The organism is Streptomyces sp. NPDC090108, assembly GCF_044747185.1.
Classification (GTDB): domain Bacteria; phylum Actinomycetota; class Actinomycetes; order Streptomycetales; family Streptomycetaceae; genus Streptomyces.
Window position 1 is genome coordinate 923441 of record NZ_JBIVDQ010000003.1, and the last position, 16025, is coordinate 939465.

Sequence of the window (16025 nt, forward strand, 5' to 3'; positions counted from 1 at the left end):
CGCGGTGAGGATCCGATGACGGCGGTCGAGGGACTGGCGGTACCCGAGGGACCCGCGGCCCGCGCCGCGGCGCGGGCCCGGCGCGGCGGCTCCCCTCCCCCGCACCCGCACCCGCACCCGCACCCGACCGAGGGTCTGCTGGTGCCGCCGGGGCACGGCCGCGTCGTCCAGACGGCGGCCCAGCGGGTCACGTTCAAGGTCACCGGCACCCACTCCCGGATGGCCTCCACCTTCGAGGTGGAGGTCCCGCCGGGTTTCGACGTCGGCGCCCATGTGCACACGCGCAGCGAGGAGCTGTTCTACGTCCTCGACGGCGAACTGGACGTGCTCGCCTTCGAGCCGCGCATCCGCACCCCCGACAACTGGCAGCGCTGGGAGTCGAGTTCGGGCACCCGGGTGGTGCGGGCCACTCCGGGCACGGTGATCGTCGTACCTCCGGGGTGTCCCCACGCGTTCGCGAACCCGACGGACACCCCGGCGAAGATGTTCTTCCAGGCGTCCCCGCCGCCGGACCACGAGCGCTACTTCGAGGAGCTCCTGGAGATCCTCGACCAGGGCGGCCCTCCGGACCAGGAGGCGATCGAGGCCCTGCGGGCCAAGTACGACATCGAACAGCTCACCCCTCTGCGGCACAGGTGAGCGCGCGGCGACGGCCCTCCGGCATCCGGCCGGAGGGCCGTCGCCCTGTGGTCGCCGCGGATGCGCGCCCGCAGCGAGCCGGCGCTACCGGATCGGCATCCCCGCCAGGGTCCGCGCGATGACGAGGCGCTGGATCTCGCTGGTGCCCTCGAAGATGGTGTAGATCGCGGCGTCCCGGTGCATCCGCTCCACCGGATACTCCCGGGTGTAGCCGTTGCCGCCGAGGATCTGGATGGCCTGCGCGGTCACCTTCTTCGCCGTCTCGCTGGCGAACAGCTTCGACATGGAGCCCTCGGCGGCGGTGAACGGCCTGCCGTTGACCGCCATCCACGAGGCACGCCAGACCAGCAGCCGCGCGGCGTCGATCTGCGTCCGCATGTCCGCGAGCTGGAAGGCGACGCCCTGGTTGTCGATGATCGGCCGGCCGAACTGCTCCCGGGTCCTGGCGTAGTCGAGAGCCACCTCGTAGGCGGCCCGGGCGGTGCCGACCGCCATCGCGCCGACCGCCGGCCGCGAGGCCTCGAAGGTGGCCATCGCCGCGTTCTTCACGCGGTCGCCGGAGCCCTTGGCGTTCTCGCGGGCCCGGGCGAGCCGCTCGTCCAGCTTCTCCTTGCCGCCGAGGAGGCAGGAGCCGGGGACGCGGACCCCGTCGAGGACGACCTCGGCGGTGTGCGAGGCGCGGATGCCGTGCTTCTTGAACTTCTGGCCCTGGGAGAGGCCCGGCGTGCCCGGCGGGACGATGAAGGAGGCGTGGCCCTTGGAGCCCAGCTCCGGGTCGACGCAGGCGACGACGACGTGGACGTTGGCGATGCCGCCGTTGGTCGCCCAGGTCTTCGTGCCGTCGATCACCCACTCGTCCCTGGCCTCGTCGTACACCGCGCGGGTGCGCATGGAGGCCACGTCGGAGCCGGCGTCGGGCTCGGAGGAGCAGAAGGCCGCGACCTTGACGTCGGTGGGGTCGCCGTACATCTGCGGGATCCAGGTGCCGATCTGTTCCTCGGTCCCGTTGGCGAGAACGCCCACGGCGGCGAGGCCGGTGCCGACAATGGACAGGGCGATGCCCGCGTCGCCCCAGAACAGCTCCTCCATGGCCGTCGGGATGCCGAGGCCGGTGGGGTCGAAGTACTGCTGCGCGTAGAAGTCGAGGGAGTAGATGCCGACCTTCGCCGCCTCCTGGATGACCGGCCAGGGAGTCTCCTCACGCTCGTCCCACTCGGCGGCCGCGGGGCGGATCACATCGGCGGCGAAGCCGTGCAGCCAGTCCCGGACCTCCTTCTGTTCGTCGTTGAGCTCCATGGTGAACTCGGCCATGTCCCCTCCAGCGGCGGCACGTGCGGTGTTACTAGCGGTAACGCGAGTCTGTTACCGGCCGGTAGGAAAAGTCAACTCCCGAGGTCGCCCCGGTATCCCGTTCGATGTCAGGGGGGTCCCGGGTGTTAGTTTGCGCAGGCGTCACCAAATCAGCACGGGTGGGGAGAGCACATGGACACCACGCAGCGGACCGATCAGCAGCGGTCCGCCGACCGCCGACGGCGCGAGCTGCTGGAGGCCGCCGACCGGGTGGTGCTGCGCGACGGCCCTCAGGCGTCGATGAACGCCATCGCCGCGGAGGCGGGCATCACCAAGCCGATCCTCTACCGCCACTTCGGCGACAAGGGCGGCCTTTACGCCGCCTTGGCCAAGCGGCACACCGACGCGCTGCTCAACTCGCTCCGGGCGGCCCTGGACGCCCCCGCCGAGCGGCGGGAGCGGGTCGAGTCCACGCTGGACACCTACCTCGCGGCGATCGAGGCCGCGCCCCAGGTGTACCGGTTCCTGATGCACCCGGCCGAGGGCGCCCAGGGCGGGGACCACGGCTTCGACGTCGGCAGGAACAGCGTGCCGCTGCTGCGGCGGATGGGCGAGGAGCTGGCGCAGGTCATCGAGGAGCGCGTGGACCTCGGCCCGGGTAGCCAGCAGCTGGCCCGGGTCTGGGGGCACGGCATCGTCGGGATGATGCACGCCGCCGGAGACTGGTGGCTCGGCGAACAGCCCTGCTCCCGGGCCGAGTTGGTCAGGTCCCTCGCCGACCTGCTGTGGGGCCGCCTGGCGGCCGCCGGGGACCGCGCGGGCGGCCCCGGCTTCTGACGGCCCGCACGCCCGGCGCGGGGCCGCCGGCGGCCCCGGAACGCCTCCTCAGGCGCCGCCGGCCCCCTCCGGCGCGGCGCCCGCCGCCCCGCGCCACGGGGCCCGCGCGAGCTGCCGCTCCAGCTTCCACCTGCGCCAGCCCGTGACGCGGTCGGCGTACACCGTGCCCTCCAGGTGGTCGCACTCGTGCTGGAGGCACCTGGCGAAGAAGCCCGACCCGTGGACGGTGACGGGCTCGCCCTTCGCCGTGAAGCCCTCGACCACCGCGTGGTCGTAGCGCTCGGTGCCCGCCTCCAGACCCGGCAGGGACAGGCAGCCCTCCGGGCCCCGGACCACCACGCCGTCCGCCTCCACGAGGCGCGGATTGACGACGTGCCCCAAGTGCCGCACATCGTCATCATCGGGACAGTCGTAGACGAACACCCGCAAAGGGACGCCGATCTGGTTCGCGGCGAGACCGACGCCGTCGGCGGCGTACATGGTCGCGAACAAATCCTCCACAAGTGCCGAGAGGTCGGGGCCGAAGTCCGTTACGTCCCGGCATGGTTCGGACAGAACGGGGTCGCCGAGCAGGGTGAGGGGCCGGACGCGCCCGCGGGCGCCCGGGATGGATCCGTGTCGCATGGCGGCAAGGGTACGGTTCGTTCGGCCCATCTCCGCCGCGCAGGTGTGGGCCGGGATTCGGGTGTGCGAATGGATCTCGATAGGCTGAGGTCCACACCACGTTGCCGGATGGGCCAAGTCGCGGCGCGTACGCAAGGAGGATCGAGAACTGATGGCAGGCAACTCGGACCCGCTCTCGCCGCGGGCCAAGCTGGCCGTGACCGCGGGCAAGGCCGTCGCCGCGGCATCGCGGGCCGCCGGACGCGGCAGTGGGTCGGTGATCGGCGGCAAGGTCGCGCTGAAGCTCGACCCCGATCTGCTCGCCCGGCTCGCACAGCACCTGGACGTCGTCCTGGTGTCCGCGACCAACGGCAAGACCACGACCACCCGGCTGATCGCCGAGGCGCTGCGCGCCGCGGGCGAGGTCGTGTCGAACGCGCTCGGCGCCAACATGCCGGCCGGCATCACCTCGGCACTGGCGGGCGGCTCGGAGGCGAAGTTCGGCGTCATCGAGGTCGACGAGAAGTACCTGGCCGGTGTGGCGCGGGACACCAGCCCGAAGTGCATCGCGCTGCTGAACCTCTCCCGCGACCAGCTGGACCGCGCGGCCGAGACCCGCATGCTGGCGGAGAACTGGCGCGAGGGCCTGTCCGGCTCCAAGGCCGTGGTCGTCGCCAACTGCGACGACCCGCTGGTGGTGTGGGCCGCCTCGTCCTCCCCGAATGTGATCTGGGTCGCAGCGGGACAGATGTGGAAGGACGACGCCTGGTCCTGCCCGTCGTGCGGCGGCGTCATGCAGCGCCCCGGTGACGACTGGTTCTGCGGTGAGTGCGGTTTCCGCCGCCCGCAGCCGACCTGGGCGCTGTCCGGGGACCACGTGCTCGACCCGCACGGGTCCGCCTGGCCGATCCACCTCCAGCTGCCGGGCCGCGCCAACAAGGCGAACGCGGCCAGCTCCGCGGCCGTCGCCGCCGTCTTCGGGGTGCCCCCGCAGGTCGCCCTGGAGCGGATGTACCAGGTGCAGGCCGTCGCCGGACGCTACGACGTCGTCCAGTTCGAGGGCCGTGACCTCAGGCTCCTGCTGGCGAAGAACCCGGCCGGCTGGCTCGAGACGTTCTCCCTGATCGACCCGCCGCCGACCCCGGTGATCCTGTCCGTGAACGCGCGCGGTGCCGACGGCACCGACACCTCCTGGCTGTGGGACGTCGACTACACCCGGCTCACCGGCCACCCGATCTTCGTGATCGGCGACCGGAAGCTGGACCTCGCGGTCCGCCTGGAGGTCGCGAACCAGCAGTTCCAGGTCTGCGACAACGTCGACCAGGCCGTGCAGATGGCCCCTCCGGGACGCATCGAGGTCATCGCGAACTACACCGCGTTCCAGGACCTGCGCCGCCGCGTCGGCAACTGATTAGGGAAGGGCCATCACCTCATGAGCGACAACCAACTGCGGCTGGTGTGGATCTACCCGGATCTGCTGAGCACGTACGGCGACCAGGGCAACGCCCTCGTCGTGGAGCGCCGGGCGCGTCAGCGCGGACTGGACGTGGCGCGCCTCGACGTGCGCAGCGACCAGCCGATCCCGACCTCCGGCGACATCTATCTGATCGGCGGCGGCGAGGACCGGCCCCAGCGGCTGGCGGCCGAGCGGCTGCGCCGTGACGGCCAGCTGTACCGGGCGGTGGAGAACGGCGCGATCGTGTTCTCCGTGTGCGCCGGCTACCAGATCCTCGGCCACGAGTTCATCAACGACCTCGGCCAGCGCGAGCCGGGCCTCGGCCTGCTCGACGTGGTGTCGGTGCGCGGCGAGGGCGAGCGGTGCGTCGGCGACGTCCTCGGCGACATCGACCCCCAGCTCGGCCTGCCCCAGCTGACCGGGTTCGAGAACCACCAGGGCGTCACCCACCTCGGCCCGACCGCCCGCCCCTTCGCCCAGGTCCGCATGGGCCGCGGCAACGGCACCGGGGACGGCACCGAGGGCGCGTACAACGGGACCGTCTTCGGCACGTACATGCACGGCCCCGTCCTCGCCCGCAACCCGCTGATCGCCGACCTGCTGCTGAAGCTGGCGCTGGACGTCAACGCCCTGCCGCCGATCGACGACCGCTGGTACGAGGCGCTCCGCAACGAGCGCATCGCCGCCGCCCAGCAGTCGGCGTAGGAACGTTCCGGCGGCTCTCCGCCGGGCTCTTCGGCGCGTCCGGTGCCCCCGTGGCGGGCCCGCCTGACGGTCCGTCCGCTCACATGTGCGGACGCGTCCAGCAGGCGGACGCCCACTGCGGGGGCACCCCCTTGCGCCGGTAGGGTGGCCGGGAATCCGCCGGACAGCGTGGTCCGGTTTCCCGGCCCACGTCGAGAAGGTAATTCGGGCTATGCGCATTGGTGTCCTCACCTCCGGCGGCGACTGCCCCGGCCTGAACGCCGTCATCCGGTCCGTCGTCCACCGCGCGGTCGCCGACCACGGCGACGAGGTCCTCGGCTTCCGGGACGGCTGGAAGGGCCTTCTGGAATCGGACTGCGTCAAACTCGACCTGGACGCCGTGAGCGGCATCCTCGCCCGCGGCGGGACCATCCTCGGCTCCTCCCGGGTGCGTCCGGAGCATCTGCGCGACGGCGTCGAGCGGGCCAGGGGCCACGTGGCGGAGCTCGGCCTGGACGCGATCATCCCGATCGGCGGCGAGGGCACGCTCAAGGCGGCCCGGCTGCTCTCGGACAACGGGCTGCCCATCGTGGGAGTGCCCAAGACCATCGACAACGACATCGCCGTCACGGACGTCACCTTCGGCTTCGACACGGCCGTCGGGGTCGCCACCGAGGCGCTCGACCGGCTGAAGACCACCGCCGAGTCCCACCAGCGCGTGCTGATCGTCGAGGTCATGGGGCGGCACACCGGCTGGATCGCGCTGCACTCCGGCATGGCGGCCGGCGCCCATGCCGTCGTCGTCCCGGAACGCCCCTTCGACATCGAGGAGCTGGCGAAGAAGGTCGGCGCGCGGTTCGAGGCCGGCAAGCGGTTCGCGATCGTGGTCGCGGCGGAGGGCGCCAAGCCGCTGCCCGGCTCGATGGAGTTCGACGAGGGCGGCAAGGACATCTACGGCCACGAGCGCTTCGCGGGCATCGCCCGGCAGCTGTCCGTGGAGCTGGAGCGGCGGCTCGGCAAGGAGGCCCGTCCGGTGATCCTCGGGCATGTGCAGCGCGGCGGGACGCCGACGGCGTACGACAGGGTGCTGGCGACCCGGTTCGGGTGGCACGCGGTGGAGGCGGTGCACCGCGGCGAGTTCGGGACGATGGCCGCGCTGCGCGGGAACGACATCGTGATGGTGCCGCTGGCCGACGCCGTCGAGAGCCTCAAGACGGTTCCCGCCGGGCGGTACGACGAGGCCGACTGCGTTCTGTGACGTCCGGCGGGGCCGGGGCGGCTCGGCGGACGGCGGCGGCATCACGGTCGGAGGCGGCACCGCGCGGGGTCGCGGCACCGCGGCCGGAGGGGCCGGGCATGGCCGGACCCGGCCGAAGCGGGACGTGGGGGCCGCTCTAGTCTGGTCCGGACAGACTTGCACAACCCCCACGAATCAGGAGCCGCCGGATGGATCACAGCGGGCACGGCATGATGACGGATCTGCCGCCGTTCACGCTGGGCAGGGGCTTCGAGTGGTCGACGGACCCCTTCTTCCTCGTCGCCTGTCTCGCCGGGCTCGCGCTGTACGGCTGGGGTGTCGTACGGCTGCGGCGGCGCGGGGACTCCTGGCCGGTGGCGCGCACGGTGTCGTACGTCCTCGGCGTGCTGAGCATCGGGCTGATGATGTGCACGCGGCTGAACGACTACGGCATGGTCATGTTCAGCGTGCACATGGTGCAGCACATGGTGATCAGCATGGTGTCCCCCATCCTGGTCCTGCTGGGCGGGCCGGTCACACTGGCGCTGCGCGCGCTGCCCGTCGCCGGGAAGGGCCGCAAGGGGCCGCGTGAGCTGCTGCTGATGCTGCTGCACAGCCGGTACATGCGGATCATCACGCACCCGGCGTTCACCATCCCGCTGTTCATCGCCAGCCTGTACGCGGTGTACTTCACCCCCCTCTTCGACTTCCTGATGGGCTCCAGGGTCGGGCACGCCGCGATGATGGTGCACTTCCTCGCGGTGGGCGTGGTGTTCTTCTGGCCGATCATCGGCATCGACCCGGGCCCGCACCGCCCCGGTCATCTGATGCGGATGCTGGAGCTGTTCGCGGGCATGCCGTTCCACGCGTTCTTCGGCATCGCGCTGATGATGGCGTCGGAGCCGATGGTGGAGACGTTCAAGAACCCGCCCGCCTCGCTCGGCATCGACGCGCTCGCGGACCAGACGGCGGCGGGCGGCATCGCCTGGGGGTTCAGCGAGGTCCCGTCGGTGCTGGTGCTGATCGCGCTGCTGTTCCAGTGGTACGGCTCCGAGCAGCGGCAGGCCAAGCGCAAGGACCGGGCCGCCGACCGCAACGGCGACCAGGAGCTGGAGGCGTACAACGCCTACCTGGCCTCGCTGAACGCGCGCAAGGGCTGAGCCCGCGCCTCTCACACCCCCCCACATTCCGGGCTCTCCGGACACCGGACACCTCGGGCCGGCATCGCGGCAGCGCGCGATGCCGGCCCGCTTCTGTCCCGGACGGGCCGCGCCGGGGCACCATGGTGGATGGGGGACGTCCCGGAGGACGCCCGGAGAGGGGAGTGCCGCGATGCACGGTTCCGGTTCCGGTTCGGCGAAGGGTTCCGTCAAGGCGATGGGGGCGCTGACCATCGGCGGGCTCGTCGTCGTCACGGCCTACACGGTGGCGCTGGGCAGCAACGGCTGGCTGTGGTTCGGCTGGGTGGTGCTGGGGCTGCTGACGCTCGCCCTGGTGGTGACCCGGAACTGAGGAGACCGCCCGGCCAGGTCAGGGCTGATTAGAGTGCCCGCATGAACAGCAGGGCCGCGTCCTTCGACGACCTCGACCGGAAGATCATCACCGCGCTGATGGCGAACGCCAGGAGCAGCTTCGCCGAGATCGGCGGCGCGGTCGGACTGTCGGCCACCGCGGTCAAGCGGCGGGTGGACCGGCTGCGGGAGACCGGGGTGATCACCGGCTTCACGGCGACCGTGCGGCCCTCGGCGCTCGGCTGGCGCACGGAGGCGTACGTCGAGGTGTACTGCGAGGGCGCGGCCCCGCCCCGCCGGCTCGCCGAGGTGGTGCGCAACCATCCGGAGATCACGGCGGCCATGACGGTGACCGGCGGCGCGGACGCGCTGCTGCATGTGCGGGCGCGGGACGTGGAGCACTTCGAGGGGGTGCTGGAGCGCATCCGCGCCGAGCCGTTCATCCGGAAGACGATCAGCGTGATGGTGCTGTCCCATCTGCTCCCGGAGAGCCCGGAGGCGGGCGCCACGCAGGCCGCACCGGAGTGAAGGCCCGCGATCCCGGCACCCTGGCGGAAGATCGCTTTCAAACCTCCCGTTCGCGCAGGTGTCCTGCGTCCTTCCTGGTGACAACGCAGTGATACTGCGCAGACGCGCAGCTTTCGTTGCTTGTCCAGCGTCTCGGTCACTTCTTACCTTGGTGTAACCCCAAGTGACACACAGGAAAGCGGAGGGAACCCTCTGTGCTCGAGAGTCGTGTGGCGCGCCCACGGCGCTTCCTTGTCTGCGAACCCAGACACTTCGCCGTGCAGTACGCGATCAACCCCTGGATGCACCCCGACACGCCCGTCGACGTCGATCTGGCCCAGGAGCAGTGGCAGGCGCTGATGCACGCCTACCGCACCCACGGCCACACGGTCGAGTCGCTCGATCCGGTGCCGGGTCTGCCCGACATGGTCTTCGCGGCGAACGCGGCGTTCGTCGTCGGCGGCCGGGTCTTCGGCTCCCTGTTCCACGCGCCGGAGCGGCGCCCCGAGTCCGAGCACTACGACGGCTGGTTCAAGTCGGCCGGGTACGACGTGTACCGCCCCCTGTCCGTGACCGAGGGCGAGGGCGACCTGGTCTGGACGGGCCGTTACGTGCTGGCCGGTACCGGCTTCCGCACCACCCGCGAGGCCCATCACGAGCTCCAGGAGTTCCTCGGCCACCCGGTGATCGCGCTGACCCTGGTGGACCCGTACTTCTACCACCTGGACACCGCGCTGTTCGTCCTCGACGACGACAACATCGCGTACTACCCGGAGGCGTTCTCCGCGGGCAGTCTGGAGGTGCTGCGGCGCCTCTACCCGGACGCGGTGCTCGCCACCCGGGACGACGCGATGGCCTTCGGCCTGAACTCCGTGTCCGACGGCCGCCACGTCTTCATCGCACCCCGGGCCGAGGCGCTGGCCGAGCGCCTGGCCGACCACGGTTACACCCCCGTCCCCGTCGACCTGTCGGAGTTCCACAAGGCCGGCGGCGGCATCAAGTGCTGCACCCAGGAGATCCGCTGATGACCGCACTCGCGCACGCGCGCACGTCCGCCGGCCTGATCAAGGCGGAGGAGCCGGTGCTCGCGCACAACTACCACCCGCTGCCCGTCGTCGTGGCACGGGCCGAGGGAGCCTGGGTGGAGGACGTCGAGGGCAAGCGGTACCTCGACATGCTGGCCGGCTACTCGGCGCTGAACTTCGGCCACCGCCACCCGGCCCTGATCGAGGCCGCGCACCGGCAGCTGGACCGGCTCACGCTCACCTCCCGCGCCTTCCACAACGACCGGCTCGCCGAGTTCGCCGAGCGGCTCGCGGAGCTGACCGGCCTCGACATGGTGCTCCCGATGAACACCGGCGCCGAGGCGGTGGAGAGCGGCATCAAGGTGGCCCGCAAGTGGGCGTACGACGTCAAGGGCGTCCCGGACGGGCAGGCCACGATCGTCGTCGCGGCGGACAACTTCCACGGCCGTACGACCACGATCGTGAGCTTCTCCACCGACGAGACGGCCCGCGCGGGCTTCGGCCCCTTCACGCCCGGTTTCCGGATCGTGCCGTACAACGACCTGGCGGCGCTGGAGGAGGCGGTCGACGAGACGACGGCCGCGGTGCTGCTGGAGCCCATCCAGGGCGAGGCCGGGGTGATCATCCCGGACGAGGGCTACCTGGCCGGCGTGCGCGAGCTGACCCGGCGCCGCGACTGCCTGTTCATCGCGGACGAGATCCAGTCCGGGCTCGGCCGCACCGGCCGCACCCTGGCCGTCGAGCACGAGGGCGTCGTCCCGGACGTGCTGCTGCTCGGCAAGGCCCTCGGCGGCGGCATCGTGCCGGTCTCGGCGGTGGTGGCCCGGCGCGAGGTGCTGGGTGTACTGCACCCGGGCGAGCACGGCTCCACCTTCGGCGGCAACCCGCTGGCGGCGGCGGTGGGCATCGCGGTGCTGGAACTGCTGGAGACCGGCGAGTTCCAGCGGCGGGCCGCCGAGCTGGGTGCCGTCCTGCGCGACGGCCTGGACGGACTGGTCGGCAAGGGCGTCACGGGGTTCCGCGCGCGCGGCCTGTGGGCGGGCGTCGACGTCGACCCGGCCCTCGGCACCGGCCGCGAGATCAGCGAGCGCCTGATGCGCGAGGGGGTCCTCGCCAAGGACACCCACGGCTCCACGATCCGCCTGGCTCCCCCGCTGACCATCACGGCCGACGAACTGCGCTCGGCGCTGGGCGCGCTGGAGCGCGTGCTGGGTCAGGGACACTGACGCGACGGAGTGAGCGGGGCGCGGGCGGGGGTGGCATGGTCCACCCCCGCCCGCGCCTTTTGCTCGCACCCGAGGGTCGCCACTTGTCACACCTATCGAATTTCGATAGATTCCCATCGTAACTCGATGGGAGGATGAGTTGTGGGGAAGTTGACAGTGCGTGCGCTGCGCGCCGTGCTCGCGGTGGTGCTCACCGGCACCGCGCTGGTGCAGATCATGCTGGTGTGGACGCTGCTCAGCGGGCGCGACCCGGAGGACGGCTCGCTCGCGCTGACCCTGGTGCGCGTGATCGTGGTCCTGGGGCTGGTGGCGGTCCAGGCCGCCGTGGTCAGCGTCTGGCGGCTGGTGACGATGGTGCGGCGCGGGACGGTGTTCTCGCCCGCCGCCTTCCGTTACGTGGACATCGTGATCGGCGCGATCACGGCGATCGGCCTGCTGTGGTTCGCGGTCACGGCCGTCGACGCGCCGGGCCAGCGGGACGACCCGGGCGTCAGCGTCATCATGGGCGGGATCGGCCTGGCCATCCTCGGGGTCGCGCTCATCGTGCTCGTGCTGCGGATGCTGCTCGTCCAGGCCGTCGCGCGCGACGTCGAGGCGACGGAGATGCGGGCCGAGCTGGACGAGGTGATCTGATGCCGATCGCCGTCGACATCGACGTGATGCTGGCCAGACGCAAGATGTCCGTGGGCGAGCTCGCGGACCGGGTGGGGATCACGCCCGCCAACCTGGCGGTCCTGAAGAACGGCCGCGCCAAGGCCGTGCGCTTCGCGACGCTCGCCGCGCTCTGCGAGGTCCTCGAATGCCAGCCGGGCGACCTGCTGCGCTGGGAGACCGGGGACGCCGACGGCGCGTGACGGCGCGTGACGGCGCCGGGGCCGCGCCAAGGCGGTCCGGACGGCCCGCGCCCCCGGTCCGCCGCGAGACCCCCGGCCTTCCCACTCGGAAGGCCGGGGGTCTCGTCGTCCTGCCGGCACCGGCGGGGCGGACGGCTCCGCCGGTCGGCGCAGGCCGGTGGATCAGCGCAGGCCGGCGAAGAGGTCGTTCTCGGGCAGCGCCGCGCCGGTGGTGTCACGGACCCGGACGAAGGTCTCGACGCCCATCAGCTCGGTGAACCGCTCCTGGCCCATCTTGAGGAAGAAGATGTTCTCGCCCTGGCTGGCGTGCGCGGCCAGCGCGTCGAACTTCTGGCCGCCGAACGCGGTGGTGTCCACCCAGGTGGTGATCTCCTCGTCCGGGAGTCCGATCTCGGCCAGCACGGCGGCCTCCTCGGGATCCGGCTCCTGCTCGACGCCGCCGAACTCGCGCATCAGCTCGCCGAACCGCCGCATCATCGACCGGGGCGCCGTCGTCCAGTACACCTTCGGCGTCAGCCCGCTGATCTCCAGCGCCGCCGTCGTGATGCGGTTGGCCTGAATGTGGTCGGGGTGGCCGTAGAAGCCGTTCTCGTCATAGGTGACGACGACATCGGGCTGATAGCGCCGGAAGAGCTCCGCGAGGCGGGCACCTGCCTCCTCGACGGGGGTGCGCCAGAAGGATCCGGGGGCGTCGTTGGCCGGCCAGCCCATCATCCCGGAGTCGGCGTGGTCCAGCGTCTCCAGATGGCCGATCTTCAGGACCTCGCAGCTCGCTTCGAGTTCCTGGCGCCGCATCCGGGCGACGGCCGCGGGGTCGTGGCCGGGGTCGCCCGGCTTGACACCTCCCGGTCCGTCACCGCAAGCGCCGTCGGTACACGTCACGAGGACCGTGCGCACGCCCTCCGCCGCGTACCGCGCGAGGACGCCTCCCGTGCTGGTGGCCTCGTCGTCGGGGTGTGCGTGCACGGCCATGAGCGTGAGGGGCCGGTCGTTCATGAAGCTGTCCTCCTGGGTAAAGACGTCGGTCCGGGTCCGGGAGTGCAACGGTGCCGGGCCCACCGGTTGTTCCCGCGGCTCGTGCGCGGTGAGCGACGATCAGCCAGGCGCCCGGGCAGGCGCCCCGCGCGGTGTCGCGGACACCCTCCCTCCCTTCTTCGCAGGCGCCCCCTGGACAACACCACCGGGAGGAGCCGGTGTCGTACCCGCGACCGCGCGTCACATCGGATCGCGTGCTGAGCCGCGACGTGCTGTTGTCGGCCGATACCGCGCCGAGTAGCCTCCGAGCCAGTCGGAAGGGGCGATGCGCGCGGTGCGGTTCAAGCAGAGTCCGAAGGCCGCCCGGCAGGCGGTGCACGGAGGCCGGCCCGTGACGGGCAGGGTCACGTCGGGCGGGCCGAGTCGCTGGAGAGCCGTGCGGCGGACGTCGTCCTCGGCCGGCCGGCGCACCGCTGACGCCTCATCGGCCGACTCGGCGGAGGGCCGGCATGAGGTCTGCCGCACGCGGTTACAGATGACCGCAGACACACACAGGAACGTTTCCGGAATCACGGCGTCGACCGGGAGAACCCTGGCCGGCGCCGGACCCGCTGGAGTCAGGGGCGAGCCGTGTTCTACCACCTGCTGAAGTACGTGCTGCTGGGACCGTTGCTCAAGCTGTTCTTCAGGCCCCGGATCGAGGGGCTGGAGAACGTGCCGGAGTCGGGGGCGGCGATCGTCGCGGGCAACCATCTGTCCTTCTCGGACCACTTCCTGATGCCGGCGATACTGAAGCGGCGCATCACCTTCCTGGCCAAGGCGGAGTACTTCACCGGGCCCGGGGTGAAGGGGCGGCTGACCGCGTTCTTCTTCCGCAGCGCGGGCCAGATCCCGGTGGACCGGTCAGGCAAGGAGGCCGGGCAGGCCGCGATCCGGGAGGGGCTCGGCGTGCTGTCCCGGGGCGAGCTGCTCGGGGTCTACCCGGAGGGGACGCGGTCGCACGACGGCCGGCTCTACAAGGGCAAGGTCGGTGTGGCCGTGATGGCGCTGCGGGCGGGCGTACCCGTCGTGCCGTGCGCGATGATCGGCACGTTCGAGGCGCAGCCGCCCGGCAAGAAGATCCCGAACTTCCACCCGGTGGACATCCGCTTCGGCGAGCCGCTCGACTTCTCCCGCTACGCGGGCATGGAGGGCGAGAAGGCCGTCCTGCGCGCGGTCACCGACGAGATCATGTACGCGATCCTCGCACTGTCCGGGCAGGAGTACGTGGACCGTTACGCCGCCGACGTGAAGGCCGAGCAGGCGGCCCGGGGCGCGAGGGAACGCCGGTTCCCCCGCGTACCGCTCAGCTGACCCGCGCGGCCGAGAACGCCCGGCGGGCGGGAGCATGACGGAAGGACCGGGGGCGCACGACGGAGGGGCGGGCGACGGAGGGACGGGCGGCAAGGTGACGAGGGGCGGCCGGAGAAATCCGGCCGCCCCTCGTCACCTTGCCGCCACGGCCGCGACGGTCGTCGTGGCCGCGGGCGGCGCCGTGGTCACGGCTTGGGCGTGGCGTGCGGGCCGCAGGTCACGTCGGAGCCGTCCAGCTTGCCGCTGAGGAGGTAGGTGTCGACCCGGTCGTTGATGCACGGGTTGACCAGGCTGGTCACACCGTGGGAACCGGCACCCTTCTCCGTGATCAGGCGGGAGCCCTTGAACCGCTTGTGCAGGTCGACGGCGCCCGGGTACGGGGTCGCCGCGTCCCGCGTGGACTGCACGATGAGCACCTTCGGCAGACCCTTGTGGGTCTTGACCTCGACCGGCGTGCCCTGCTTGCCGGACCAGGTGGCACAGGGCAGGTTGAGCCAGGCGTTGGCCCAGGTCATGAAGGGGTAGTCCTTGTTGAGCCGGGTGTTGTCCCGGTCCCACGTGCGCCAGCTGGTGGGCCACTTGGCGTCCGCGCACTCGACGGCCGTGTAGACGGCGTTGCCGTTCTCCGACGCGATGTTGCCCGCGGTGTCGGAGAGGTCGGGGGCGGCCGCGTCGACGAGCGCCTGGGTGTCACCGGCGACGTACTTGCTGAACACCGAGGCGACCGGCACCCACGAGGAGTCGTAGTACGGGGCGCTCTGGAAGAAGGAGATCAGCTCGGCCGGGCCGACGACCCCGCCGATCGGGCTCTTCTTGGCGGCGGCACGCAGCGTGAGCCACTTGTCCTGGACGGCGGCACGGGTGGTGCCGAGGTGGTAGGCGGCGTCGTTGGCGGCGACCCAGTCCTCCCAGTCCTTCCAGCGGCCCTCGAAGGCGATGTCCTGGTCCAGGTTCGCCTTGTACCAGATGTTCTCGCGGGACGGGCCGACCACGCTGTCCACGATCATCCGGCGCAGGTGGCCCGGGAAGAGCGTGCCGTAGACGGCGCCGAGGTAGGTGCCGTAGGAGACGCCCAGGTAGTTGAGCTTCTTCTCGCCCAGCGCGGCCCGGGTGACGTCCAGGTCGCGGGCGGTGTTGGCCGTGGTCATGTGGTCGAGCATCGCGCCGCTGCGCTTCTCGCACCCGTCGGCGTACTGGCGGGCGAGCTTGCGCTGGGCGTTCTTGTCGGCCGCGCTGTCCGGGACCGGGTCGGCCTTGGGGGCCTTGACGAACTCCTGCGGGTCGACGCAGGAGATGGGCGCGGAGTGGCCGACGCCGCGCGGGTCGAAGCCCACGAAGTCGTAGGCCTTGGCGACCTTGGCCCAGACGGGCGCGTTCGTCGTCACCCGGCGCGGGAAGCGCAGCCCGGAGCCGCCGGGGCCGCCCGGGTTGTAGACCAGGGCACCCTGACGCTCCTGCGGGGTGCCGGTGCTGGCGATGCGGTCGACGGCGAGCTTGATCTGCTTGCCGTCCGGCTTGGCGTAGTCGACCGGCACGGAGACCCAGCCGCACTGGATGGGCTTCTCCAGGCCCCAGTCGGCGGGGCAGTCCTTCCACGCGATGCCGGCCTTGGCGGCGCGGGCGGCGGCTATCTCCGCGCCGCGGGCCTCACGGTTCTGCGGGTGGCGGCCGGCGGCGCTGGCCGCGGGCGCCGACACGGCGCCGGCGATCAGGGTCGCGGTGACGAGCGCTCCGGCCGAACCGAGCGCCAGCAGGCGGCTCTTCGGTCTGATGTCCCTCAAGTGGGCCCCTCCCCGTACGTAGCTATGACATGTCAGGCGGGGATCAT

General features: G+C 71.6%; 17 protein-coding genes. 13 read left to right on the forward strand and 4 right to left on the reverse strand.

Features of this window, described 5'->3' with window-relative positions:
* Positions 1 to 15 precede the first annotated feature (15 nt).
* Positions 16 to 639, forward strand: a complete 624-nt coding sequence (locus tag ACIPRD_RS14290) for a cupin domain-containing protein (RefSeq protein ID WP_401562980.1) — start codon at positions 16 to 18, stop codon at positions 637 to 639.
* Between the two features lie 84 nt (positions 640 to 723).
* On the opposite strand, the gene ACIPRD_RS14295 is transcribed toward ACIPRD_RS14290, so the two are convergent.
* Positions 724 to 1950, reverse strand: coding sequence for an acyl-CoA dehydrogenase family protein (locus ACIPRD_RS14295; protein ID WP_401562982.1), 1227 nt, complete (start codon positions 1948 to 1950; stop codon positions 724 to 726).
* 171 nt (positions 1951 to 2121) lie between these two features.
* On the opposite strand from ACIPRD_RS14295, the gene ACIPRD_RS14300 reads away from it, so the two are divergent.
* Entirely contained in the window at positions 2122 to 2766 is a 645-nt protein-coding gene (locus tag ACIPRD_RS14300) for a TetR family transcriptional regulator (RefSeq protein ID WP_401562984.1), read from the forward strand.
* Between the two features lie 48 nt (positions 2767 to 2814).
* Here ACIPRD_RS14300 and def read toward each other — a convergent pair whose 3' ends face one another.
* The gene (gene def / locus ACIPRD_RS14305; protein ID WP_401562986.1) at positions 2815 to 3390 is read right to left on the reverse strand and encodes a peptide deformylase; all 576 of its coding nucleotides are present in this window, start codon (positions 3388 to 3390) and stop codon (positions 2815 to 2817) included.
* Between the two features lie 151 nt (positions 3391 to 3541).
* Here def and ACIPRD_RS14310 point away from each other — a divergent pair, with 151 nt between their 5' ends.
* From ACIPRD_RS14310 to ACIPRD_RS14355, 10 genes are all read left to right on the forward strand, one after another.
* Positions 3542 to 4780: a MurT ligase domain-containing protein gene (locus tag ACIPRD_RS14310; RefSeq protein ID WP_356403542.1), complete on the forward strand. Its 1239-nt coding sequence runs from the start codon at positions 3542 to 3544 to the stop codon at positions 4778 to 4780.
* Positions 4781 to 4801: 21 nt separating this feature from the next.
* Positions 4802 to 5530 carry a glutamine amidotransferase gene (locus tag ACIPRD_RS14315; RefSeq protein WP_356403539.1) on the forward strand — a complete coding sequence of 243 codons (729 nt, stop codon included), beginning with the start codon at positions 4802 to 4804 and terminating at the stop codon, positions 5528 to 5530.
* Positions 5531 to 5741: 211 nt separating this feature from the next.
* Positions 5742 to 6767, forward strand: a complete 1026-nt coding sequence (locus tag ACIPRD_RS14320; protein ID WP_356403536.1) for a 6-phosphofructokinase — start codon at positions 5742 to 5744, stop codon at positions 6765 to 6767.
* Between the two features lie 188 nt (positions 6768 to 6955).
* Positions 6956 to 7906, forward strand: coding sequence for a cytochrome c oxidase assembly protein (locus ACIPRD_RS14325; protein ID WP_356403533.1), 951 nt, complete (start codon positions 6956 to 6958; stop codon positions 7904 to 7906).
* Positions 7907 to 8078: 172 nt separating this feature from the next.
* Positions 8079 to 8258: a hypothetical protein gene (locus ACIPRD_RS14330; protein ID WP_356403530.1), complete on the forward strand. Its 180-nt coding sequence runs from the start codon at positions 8079 to 8081 to the stop codon at positions 8256 to 8258.
* 41 nt (positions 8259 to 8299) lie between these two features.
* The gene (locus tag ACIPRD_RS14335) at positions 8300 to 8785 is read left to right on the forward strand and encodes an Lrp/AsnC family transcriptional regulator (RefSeq protein WP_356403527.1); all 486 of its coding nucleotides are present in this window, start codon (positions 8300 to 8302) and stop codon (positions 8783 to 8785) included.
* A 194-nt stretch (positions 8786 to 8979) separates the two neighbouring features.
* Positions 8980 to 9789 (forward strand): dimethylargininase, encoded by an 810-nt coding sequence (gene ddaH, locus ACIPRD_RS14340; protein ID WP_356403524.1) that lies wholly within the window; start codon positions 8980 to 8982, stop codon positions 9787 to 9789.
* On the forward strand, positions 9789 to 11015 hold the full coding sequence (rocD, locus tag ACIPRD_RS14345; protein WP_356403521.1) for an ornithine--oxo-acid transaminase: 1227 nt from the start codon (positions 9789 to 9791) through the stop codon (positions 11013 to 11015). Before ddaH ends, rocD begins: the two co-directional genes overlap by 1 nt.
* Positions 11016 to 11156: 141 nt before the next feature.
* Positions 11157 to 11648: a DUF2975 domain-containing protein gene (locus ACIPRD_RS14350; RefSeq protein ID WP_356403518.1), complete on the forward strand. Its 492-nt coding sequence runs from the start codon at positions 11157 to 11159 to the stop codon at positions 11646 to 11648.
* A complete protein-coding gene (locus ACIPRD_RS14355) occupies positions 11648 to 11869 on the forward strand; it encodes a helix-turn-helix transcriptional regulator (RefSeq protein WP_356403515.1) in 222 nt (73 codons plus the stop codon). Before ACIPRD_RS14350 ends, ACIPRD_RS14355 begins: the two co-directional genes overlap by 1 nt.
* A gap of 162 nt (positions 11870 to 12031) precedes the next feature.
* Here the strand turns inward: ACIPRD_RS14355 and ACIPRD_RS14360 are convergent, their stop codons facing one another.
* Complete coding sequence (locus ACIPRD_RS14360) at positions 12032 to 12865, reverse strand: PIG-L family deacetylase (protein WP_401562991.1); 834 nt, start codon at positions 12863 to 12865, stop codon at positions 12032 to 12034.
* 609 nt (positions 12866 to 13474) lie between these two features.
* Between ACIPRD_RS14360 and ACIPRD_RS14365 the strand changes: the two genes are divergently transcribed.
* Positions 13475 to 14197, forward strand: coding sequence for a lysophospholipid acyltransferase family protein (locus tag ACIPRD_RS14365; RefSeq protein WP_356403509.1), 723 nt, complete (start codon positions 13475 to 13477; stop codon positions 14195 to 14197).
* Positions 14198 to 14382: 185 nt separating this feature from the next.
* Here the strand turns inward: ACIPRD_RS14365 and ACIPRD_RS14370 are convergent, their stop codons facing one another.
* Entirely contained in the window at positions 14383 to 15978 is a 1596-nt protein-coding gene (locus tag ACIPRD_RS14370; protein WP_356403506.1) for an alpha/beta hydrolase, read from the reverse strand.
* Positions 15979 to 16025 lie beyond the last annotated feature (47 nt).

Excerpts from the sequence above, each read along its gene's own strand:
- ACIPRD_RS14290 (WP_401562980.1), top strand. The coding sequence starts at position 16 with ATGACGGCGGTCGAGGGACTGGCGGTACCCGAGGGACCCGCGGCCCGC.
- ACIPRD_RS14295 (WP_401562982.1), bottom strand. The coding sequence starts at position 1,950 with ATGGCCGAGTTCACCATGGAGCTCAACGACGAACAGAAGGAGGTCCGG.
- ACIPRD_RS14300 (WP_401562984.1), top strand. The coding sequence starts at position 2,122 with ATGGACACCACGCAGCGGACCGATCAGCAGCGGTCCGCCGACCGCCGA.
- def (WP_401562986.1), bottom strand. The coding sequence starts at position 3,390 with ATGCGACACGGATCCATCCCGGGCGCCCGCGGGCGCGTCCGGCCCCTC.
- ACIPRD_RS14310 (WP_356403542.1), top strand. The coding sequence starts at position 3,542 with ATGGCAGGCAACTCGGACCCGCTCTCGCCGCGGGCCAAGCTGGCCGTG.
- ACIPRD_RS14315 (WP_356403539.1), top strand. The coding sequence starts at position 4,802 with ATGAGCGACAACCAACTGCGGCTGGTGTGGATCTACCCGGATCTGCTG.
- ACIPRD_RS14320 (WP_356403536.1), top strand. The coding sequence starts at position 5,742 with ATGCGCATTGGTGTCCTCACCTCCGGCGGCGACTGCCCCGGCCTGAAC.
- ACIPRD_RS14325 (WP_356403533.1), top strand. The coding sequence starts at position 6,956 with ATGGATCACAGCGGGCACGGCATGATGACGGATCTGCCGCCGTTCACG.
- ACIPRD_RS14330 (WP_356403530.1), top strand. The coding sequence starts at position 8,079 with ATGCACGGTTCCGGTTCCGGTTCGGCGAAGGGTTCCGTCAAGGCGATG.
- ACIPRD_RS14335 (WP_356403527.1), top strand. The coding sequence starts at position 8,300 with ATGAACAGCAGGGCCGCGTCCTTCGACGACCTCGACCGGAAGATCATC.
- rocD (WP_356403521.1), top strand. The coding sequence starts at position 9,789 with ATGACCGCACTCGCGCACGCGCGCACGTCCGCCGGCCTGATCAAGGCG.
- ACIPRD_RS14355 (WP_356403515.1), top strand. The coding sequence starts at position 11,648 with ATGCCGATCGCCGTCGACATCGACGTGATGCTGGCCAGACGCAAGATG.
- ACIPRD_RS14360 (WP_401562991.1), bottom strand. The coding sequence starts at position 12,865 with ATGAACGACCGGCCCCTCACGCTCATGGCCGTGCACGCACACCCCGAC.